Below are 2570 nucleotides of genomic sequence, written 5' to 3' on the forward strand. Positions count from 1 at the left end.
CCGGTGTCGTCGACCTTCAGGTCGCCATCAATCGCTACATCGCCGAGCACAACCGATACCCAAGGCCCTTCATCTCGACCGAGTCTGCCTCTGCGACCTTCGATGCCCTCAGCCGAACCCCTAAAACATCCATCTGAGCCATTGCAATAATTTTTGCACCGGAGCCATGGTGTCAGTTACATAGGCACAAGAGCTCTCTCATCTGTCGCTCCTGACGAAGACAATCCCGGCGATCAATCCCGTAGCGCGCTGGGTAGCAGTGAAGATGGTGATGTTATAGTGTCCGGGTATACGACAGTTCAGAAGTAGCGCGAATCTGGCAGGCCACAAATATGGCACAAAAATATGTTGTTTCGGGTGCCAGCGGTCGGAAATCGCATTGTCCTATCTAACTAAAGGGATGTCATCAACCTATGAAGCAAAATAGAACATGGTTATCTTTATTTCGGCAAGGCCCCCGTCATGACAAATTCAATAAATCGCGATAATCAATATTGTGCGCGAATCCCGTCGATAAGTTTAAGATCTAATAGGAGCTAATCCGACTGCTGCTCTTTCTTATAAAAAAACAATTTCTATGTAATAGATACATAGCGAAACTTGACGCTTGTTGTCGGTCAAATTTCACAACGATTTATCAGGTTTCTTAAATTTTGAAAATCATTTGACTCTCATAACTCTAATTCACACTTTATAAACTCTATAATAACTTAAAGTTTTATAGCGAACCTTTAGTTTTATATTTACCCAACAGATGGCTTTTGTACTAGATCCGAGTGTTGACGTCATCGCACCGCAGGTGTAGAACCAGACAGTCATAATTTATATAAATAATATGGACAAATTTTTTAGTTATAACAATCTTTTAAATCTAATCGAAGAAAAAGGGCCTGAGCTTTGAAAATCTTACACGTGGTGAATCATACTAAAAAGCTCAACGGCAATGTTCATGCCGCTGTAGATTTGGCCTGCGCGCAATCCGCTTTAGGACACGAAGTTTTTGTTTGTAGCGGTACCGGCGATTTTGATCAGCTATTGTACGAAAACAATGTCGGCGTTATCAATGTTGAATTTCGTAGAAATGCTTCATCTTTAGTGAAGTCAATACTCCTGCTTCGTCAAATCATCAAAAATCGCAAAATTGAGATCGTTCATGCCCATATGATGTTAAGCGCAATTATAAGTTGGTTTTCGTCCCGGTTTTTGAAGGCTTCTTTTGTTACGACTGCTCACAACGCATTCGAACGCTCGTCATTGCTTATGGGATTAGGAGATCGCGTCATTGCGGTAAGTGAGAATGTCAAGAAAACTATGATCAAAAAAGGAATACGGGAGGCAAAAATTCGGACCGTTTTAAACGGCACTATTGGTGCGGCCCGTTTAAAGTCATTGAACAAAGAGGGGCGAATTTTAGAACGTGGTTCTATTATGTTTATAGGGGGACTACACCCAAGAAAAGGTGTAATCGATCTCATAAATGCCTATGACAAAATCTTCAGGCTCGGCGAAACGCCACGATTATACATTGTCGGAGAAGGGCCTCACCGTCGGGAGTACGAAAGTTTTTGCCGTACTCTAAGCAGTAATGGGAATATAACTTTTTTAGGTCCGACCGATGATCCTTTATCACTGCTGAGATTTGCGGATATATTTGTTTTAGCATCACATGCAGATCCTGCCCCGCTAGTATTAGCTGAGGCTCGTCAGGCCGGCTGCGCAATCATTGGCACCAGAGTGGACGGCATACCTGAATTATTAAATGGAGGGAAGTCAGGGATCTTAGTGCGTGCCGGCGATGTCTTGGAACTTGCAGAAGCAATGTCAAGTCTTACTCACAACGTTTCGAACTTGCGGACCTGGAAAGAAAACAGTCAAATCGATATCGAATTTTTGAATATCGAAAGAGTGGCCAGAGCTACTCTAGATGTTTATTATGAGATTTATAAATAGATATGCACATATTTCTATACCCCGTAATTACTTACCTCTTTGACGTCTGGCTTTAAGCGCCGACGGTTTTAAGAATGGCGCCAAGGGGGGGCCGCGGTCTTTGAGTCACGCGGTATTGAAGGCGGTACGGATGGCGGCCTCGCTTTCGGCGGCCCTAATTGCGCGGTAGCCATTGGTCATTTTCCGGTGGATCACGGCCGAGCGCAGCAGCCGTTCAGAGCCGTTTTTGTTCAGTTCGACTTCCCGAGATTGGCGAGGTATAGTAGGAGTTGAGCGGGTGCCTGGCCGATCTTCGCCTGCAGGTCGCGGGTCAGGTCTCAGCGGTTCGTCGCGGCAAGGACCGTGCCGAGTTGCCGATCTAGACTCCGGCGCTTGGCGGATTGATGTTTGGTCCCGCCGTGTGGTGATACATCTGGTTCCACATGGAGGGATGCGCAGCAGGCCAAGTTCTCCATGGAAGCCCCACAACGACTGAGCGGCTGTGTTGAAGGTCAAGTCTCGAGGGGCTGCCAGGGCGTGCGGTCGCGGACGATGGCGTTGAGCGTCACCAGGGGCTTTCGCATCACTGCCACGAGGGCGACCTTCCTCAGCCGGCCACGCCCAGTGAGCCGCTCGTAGAA

1 protein-coding gene and 1 pseudogene are annotated in these 2570 nt (G+C 46.8%); one reads left to right on the forward strand and one right to left on the reverse strand.

Annotated features, from left to right (window positions below):
- Nucleotides 1–912: 912 nt before the first annotated feature.
- Nucleotides 913–1950: a glycosyltransferase family 4 protein gene (locus tag MKK65_RS03385; protein WP_243955313.1), complete on the forward strand. Its 1038-nt coding sequence runs from the start codon at nucleotides 913–915 to the stop codon at nucleotides 1948–1950.
- A 491-nt stretch (nucleotides 1951–2441) separates the two neighbouring features.
- Here MKK65_RS03385 and MKK65_RS03390 read toward each other — a convergent pair.
- A pseudogene (locus MKK65_RS03390) lies at nucleotides 2442–2570 on the reverse strand (IS110 family transposase); the annotation flags it as partial.

The sequence above is a fragment of the Methylobacterium sp. J-001 genome, assembly GCF_022829565.1.
GTDB lineage: Bacteria > Pseudomonadota > Alphaproteobacteria > Rhizobiales > Beijerinckiaceae > Methylobacterium.